This window comes from Pantoea stewartii subsp. stewartii (genome assembly GCF_008801695.1).
In the GTDB taxonomy this organism is placed as follows: Bacteria; Pseudomonadota; Gammaproteobacteria; order Enterobacterales; family Enterobacteriaceae; genus Pantoea; species Pantoea stewartii.
Map to the genome: position 1 here is coordinate 1 of NZ_VZPF01000144.1, position 5,125 is coordinate 5,125.

Annotated in this window: 5 protein-coding genes and 3 pseudogenes; 4 read left to right on the forward strand and 4 right to left on the reverse strand. The window is 51.5% G+C overall.

What is annotated here, in order from left to right:
* Positions 1-147: 147 nt before the first annotated feature.
* On the reverse strand, positions 148-549 hold the full coding sequence (locus F7Q90_RS24585; protein ID WP_006121972.1) for a cupin domain-containing protein: 402 nt from the start codon (positions 547-549) through the stop codon (positions 148-150).
* 239 nt (positions 550-788) lie between these two features.
* Here F7Q90_RS24585 and F7Q90_RS24590 point away from each other — a divergent pair.
* Positions 789-1,587: pseudogene (locus tag F7Q90_RS24590) on the forward strand (MetQ/NlpA family ABC transporter substrate-binding protein).
* A gap of 58 nt (positions 1,588-1,645) precedes the next feature.
* On the opposite strand, the gene F7Q90_RS24595 reads toward F7Q90_RS24590, so the two are convergent.
* The gene (locus F7Q90_RS24595; RefSeq protein WP_006121973.1) at positions 1,646-2,353 is read right to left on the reverse strand and encodes a phage antirepressor KilAC domain-containing protein; all 708 of its coding nucleotides are present in this window, start codon (positions 2,351-2,353) and stop codon (positions 1,646-1,648) included.
* A gap of 429 nt (positions 2,354-2,782) precedes the next feature.
* On the opposite strand from F7Q90_RS24595, the gene F7Q90_RS24600 reads away from it, so the two are divergent.
* Both F7Q90_RS24600 and F7Q90_RS24605 read left to right on the forward strand, forming a co-directional pair.
* On the forward strand, positions 2,783-3,217 hold the full coding sequence (locus tag F7Q90_RS24600; RefSeq protein WP_006121974.1) for a 6,7-dimethyl-8-ribityllumazine synthase: 435 nt from the start codon (positions 2,783-2,785) through the stop codon (positions 3,215-3,217).
* 86 nt (positions 3,218-3,303) lie between these two features.
* On the forward strand, positions 3,304-3,777 hold the full coding sequence (locus F7Q90_RS24605) for a nuclear transport factor 2 family protein (protein ID WP_006121975.1): 474 nt from the start codon (positions 3,304-3,306) through the stop codon (positions 3,775-3,777).
* Positions 3,778-3,992: 215 nt separating this feature from the next.
* On the opposite strand, the gene F7Q90_RS24610 is transcribed toward F7Q90_RS24605, so the two are convergent.
* Both F7Q90_RS24610 and F7Q90_RS24615 read right to left on the reverse strand, forming a co-directional pair.
* Complete coding sequence (locus tag F7Q90_RS24610; protein WP_006121976.1) at positions 3,993-4,409, reverse strand: hypothetical protein; 417 nt, start codon at positions 4,407-4,409, stop codon at positions 3,993-3,995.
* 178 nt (positions 4,410-4,587) lie between these two features.
* Positions 4,588-5,013, reverse strand: a pseudogene (locus tag F7Q90_RS24615) (SDR family oxidoreductase); the annotation flags it as partial.
* On the opposite strand from F7Q90_RS24615, the pseudogene F7Q90_RS28035 reads away from it, so the two are divergent.
* Positions 4,998-5,125: pseudogene (locus tag F7Q90_RS28035) on the forward strand (IS66-like element accessory protein TnpA); the annotation flags it as partial. The pseudogenes F7Q90_RS24615 and F7Q90_RS28035 sit on opposite strands and share 16 nt — an antisense overlap.

Below are 5,125 nucleotides of genomic sequence, written 5' to 3' on the forward strand. Positions count from 1 at the left end.
GAATATTTTACGGCATTCTCCGCTAATGCTCAGGCGAATATCCCTGAAGGACGTTCTTAACAATTTAACAAGGGTTTACCACAAAATGGTGCTGGTTTATTAGCGTCAATTTGTGGGGATCCCTCAGGGCTTTGCCCGCATAGCGATCTAAAACTCTTCCGGCTCGCCGGGTAGCGGTTCGGTCAGTTCCTGCCCTTTCACACCCGCGTACGTGATAATCAGCTCAGCAGGACTTTCCAGCGTAAAACCACGATGCGCACTGTTGATGGTTTCATTCAACGCTTCACCAGCCTGAAAAGTTTGCTGCTCACCCGTTTCTTTATCCTCCACCACTAACGTCCCTGAAAGGACAAATGCTGCATTGGGCATCGGATGAGTATGCCAGGGCAAGGCGGTTTGCGCCGGAAGGGTTAAGCGTATGACTGTCAGTTCGGGTTGTCCCTGCGGATAAGCGTCAATATGTTGGCCATTCCATGCCTGGCAACTTTTGAGCAGCGTTACCGCCTTAATTTCTGATGCTGATGCGTTATCGCTGTTTTCACCTGACATCGTTTCTCCTGTTAATGACGCCCCGGGCCGGGCTGAGTGACTCGTTTAAAAATAGCTGATAATTCGCCAGCACACTTAATATCAGCAATTGAAAGGCGGCGGAGACAGCGATAACAGCGCTGATGTTTTTTTATCCCAATCAGAGCATGATGGTTATATCTTATAGCGACGCGTAAGTACGCAATACCGTGAATTTGTATTAGGCTTTCGGCATCAAATACTGATGGGAATCCCTACACATGAAAGGTTTATTGACGGCGCTAATCGCCAGTTCCGTATTATTATTGTCCGCCTGCTCGCCTGATAACGATCATAAAGTGAAAGTGGCTATTAATACGGGTCCTGATGAAGCTATCTGGAAAGAAGTACAGAAAGTAGCCAAAGATAAGTATCAGCTGGATGTTGAAGTGCTGAACTTCAATGATTATGTTTTGCCCAATGAAGCACTGAATAATAAAGAAGTGGATGCGAACGCCTTTCAAAGGCCTGCCTTACCTTGAAGAGCAGTCAAAGGAGCGCGGCTATAAATTTGCCGTTGTGGGCAAAACGTTTGTTTTCCCTATCGCTGCCTATTCGCACAAAATTAAAAATATCAGTGAGCTGAAGGATGGCGATACCATTACGATATCAAATGAAGCCACCACGCTTGGACGCAGCCTGCTGCTATTACAGGCTCAGGGGCTGATTAAGCTAAAAGACGGTGTGGGTTATTTACCAACATCGCTGGATATTACCGATAATCCCAAACATCTGAAGCTGGTCGAAGTGGATACACCACAGCTTACCCGCACGCTGGACGACCCAAACGTCACCCTTTCCATTATTAATACCAACTTCTCTGCGCAGGCGGGGTTATCTGCTCATCGCGATGGTTTGTTTATGGAAAGCGCCTCTTCGCCGTACGTTAACGCCCTGGTTTCACGTCAGGACAATAAAGACAGCGATAAGATTCAAAAGCTGAAAGCTGCATTTCAGTCTCCTGAGGTCGCAGCAAAAGCAGAAGACGTTTATAAAGGCGATGCCATTAAAGGTTGGTAAATCCGATAGCCTGGGGCAAGCCGCGCAGCAGGCGGCCTGTTCCAGGCATAACGTGCCGTCAGGCGGCAGCGCCTTTGGTTTGTGCGGACAGATGCCCGGCCCATAAGCTGGCAATCCACCGGACCCCTTTCGTGGTAAACCTCGCCTGTGAGAAAGTATGCTGATTTTCTGCCGTTCCTGCGTGCAGGGTAAAGTAACCCGCCTGCAGATGGTAATGCTGTGGTGTCAGTGCGCCCTTTTCACGGTACATGATATTGCGGTCGAGCAGAAACTGACGAAAATCCGTTTCTTTCACTTTCAGCATTTTACACAGCTGACGAAAACCGAGCGCGGTGTCCACATTCACGAAATCGTCGAAAAAGGCGGCTTTTGGCGCAGATTCGGCCAGTTGCTTTTCTGCAGCACGGCGCTGTTCAAACTGCTCCGCCCAGGCGCGGGCCGCCTCGGCGGGATTCGTGAAATCAGGGAGATGAACGCGTTCTTCACGCGCCTGCCAGCGATCAAGCGCTTCCGCGGTAAAGCCAGGCGAAAGCCGGGCCACCGCCAGAAGGGAATCGCGTTTATTCAGGTGATATTCCTGGCGCATTTCGCCCTGGTGTTCATAGAGATTGACCAAAAGTGGCTGGGACAGGCGCTGTGCCGTTTCAAGGCTTTTGATTAACCGTTTAACTTCACCATGTGTATTTCCGGTCATTTGAGCAATTTCCCGGCTACTCATTGTGATGGCATGATCCGTTGCGTTGAAAGTTTCTGTCGACATCATCATGGGCTTTACCCCCTAATCATTCCAGACAACACCCAGCGGGCAGTGGAATAATTATACAATTACCTGTTTAAATATCCAGTATTATTTTAAGCAACATCATAAATGGAATGCGTTACACAATCGAACAGCGATCGCGATACCGGAGGCACGCAAAGCATGGCCCTGTGCTTTTCACCTTGCCAGGGAACCTGGGGCACACGCGGAAGACCGCAAAAGCGAGTGAAAGGTAAGCGCACGGGGTTTACATCGGTTTATACTGTCCGCTATTCATCACTGAATTCAGCCGGATACTGCTGTCCGGCAGCGGGATCGATGTCTTTATGATGTGTGACTGGCAATGGTACGCATCAGAGATGCGTAGTCATTCGGGAAGATGAGCGCGTCTGCCGATCTCTCAGGAACCGGATGTCACGTTGACTGGAGTAAGTTATGCAACCGTTAAGAGTCGCCTTTATCAAGGCAAACTGGCACAGCGAGATTGTTTCTCAAACCCTGGCTGGATTTCAGCAGGAAATGGACAACAGCAGCACGCCCTGTGAAATCAAAACCTGGGATGTGCCTGGCGCCTTCGAAATGCCGTTACTGGCACAACGCCTGGCACAAACCGGTAAGTTCGATGCAATCGTCTGTGCGGCTCTGGTCGTGGATGGTGGCATTTACCGCCACGATTTTGTCGCTCAGGCCGTCGTGAACGGACTCATGCAGGCACAACTGGCGACCAACGTGCCCGTGTTTTCCGTCTCACTGACACCACATAATTTTCAGCCTGCCGATGAATTCATTCGCTTCTACACCGAGCATTTTGTGAAAAAAGGCAAAGAAGCGGCACGCGCAGTCCGTCAAATTCACGCCATTTCACTGTAAACGCACGTGGTTTTGTCTGTTTAACAGTCTGTTTATCACAGCCAGGCGGCGCGCTTATCCAGAGTGCCGCTATTTCAGGAGACAGTATGGAAGCCCCACGCCAGCCTTTACCACCGTTTACCGATGTACAACAGGCCATAACGAAAGTGCGTCTGGCCGAAGATGCCTGGAACAGCCGCGACCCCGAACGCGTTTCACTGGCTTACTCGCCTGACAGCGTCTGGCGAAATCGCGATATCTTCCTGAGCGGACGTAGCGAAATCGTGGCGTTTTTGCGCGAGAAATGGCAGCGAGAAGCCGAGTATCGGCTGATAAAAGAGCTGTGGAGTTTTCACTCAAACCGCATTGCGGTTCGGTTTGCCTATGAATGGCATGACAGCGTGGCAAACTGGTTTCGTTCTTATGGCAATGAAAACTGGGAATTTGACGAGAATGGCTTCATGGTCAGGCGCCACGCCAGCATAAACGATGTGGCGATTGCCGAGAGTCAGCGTTTGTTTCACTGGCCTCAGGGCCGCCGACCGGACGACCATCCTTCACTCAGTGATCTTGGCCTGTAGGCAATTTCCGTGAAACATGTCTGAGATCCACCTGACGCACCTTCTCGCGTCGGGTGAGACAGAAAAGAACAGCACCATATTGTCTGAACCGTTCACCTTCAGGCCGTAAACAGCAGCCCTGACTTTTCCACTACCTGGGCATTTTAGTTCCGGCAAGGCTGTTCACGCCGACAATTCAGGTCAGTCACATCGGACTGACCCTCCCGCCTGATGCCTTAACCTTGTTCCTGCGCAGCGTCGTTTGATTTAGGCTGCTCAACAAAGGTCGCTTTATTGCGCGTCACCGTGTAGGCCACTTTTTTCACGTCGTTAGGTGACGTTGTCACCTCAAGGGGATCAATGGTTACGCGTCCCAGACCAAATAAGGTACGGACGTAACCGCCGACTTCATGTTTACCCGCCGGGACATGCAGGACTTTACTTTCGCCATTCGGCAATTCGCCAGCATCTTTACCATCCACGGTCAGGTAAATATGGGAACCGTCGTCAGCACGCGTAATCACATGAGAGACATCAATCTGCGTTTGTCCTTCGGCAAAGGCGTCAGCAGGATTGGCGGCAGGCTGCTTTTTGGCGCAGCCTGACAAGGCAGTGGCGACCGCGAGTGCGGCAAACAGATAACGATAACGCATTGTGGCTGTGTGACTCCCTGACAAATGAGCACGTTATTTTAGCGATTTCAGAGCATGATGGAAGCCCGCAGGCGCTCGGCATGCTCTGAATTTTGTCAGTAAGCAATGCGAAGGGTAACGAGAAACAGCCTGGCTGAACAGAGGTCGCCTGGCACAAGCGTGCCAGGCCTGATCGCGATCAGCTAAAGACCATTCCGCCATCAACCAGGATAGACTGGCCGGTAATATAATCCGAGTCCGGTCCTGCGAGGAAGGCTACACAGGCGGCCACATCGTCGGGCTCGGATAAACGGCCCAGTGTGATTCTTTTGGCGAAGGCCTTGGTACCATAACCTGCAGGCTGACCTGCGGCTTCGGAAATTTGCCGATCAATTTCTGCCCACATGGGGGTTTTGACAATGCCCGGACAAAAACCGTTTACGGTAATGCCCGCCGGGGCGAGATCCCGGGCTGCCGTTTGGGTCAGACCGCGCACGGCAAACTTACTCGAACTGTATATCGCCAGTTCAGGATTTCCGACGTGGCCAGCCTGGGAGCAGGCATTAATGATCTTTCCGCCGTGCCCCTCCGCTGCAAAGGCTTCAACCGCGGCTGGGTATCCCCAAAACCACGGCCTGCGATCTCTTTGTTCGCTTCAGGAAGGCCGGTCTCTCCTGGCCTTTGCCGCCACGAATCAACGCCAAAATTCTGGATAAGCGCCTTTACCAACAGGCATC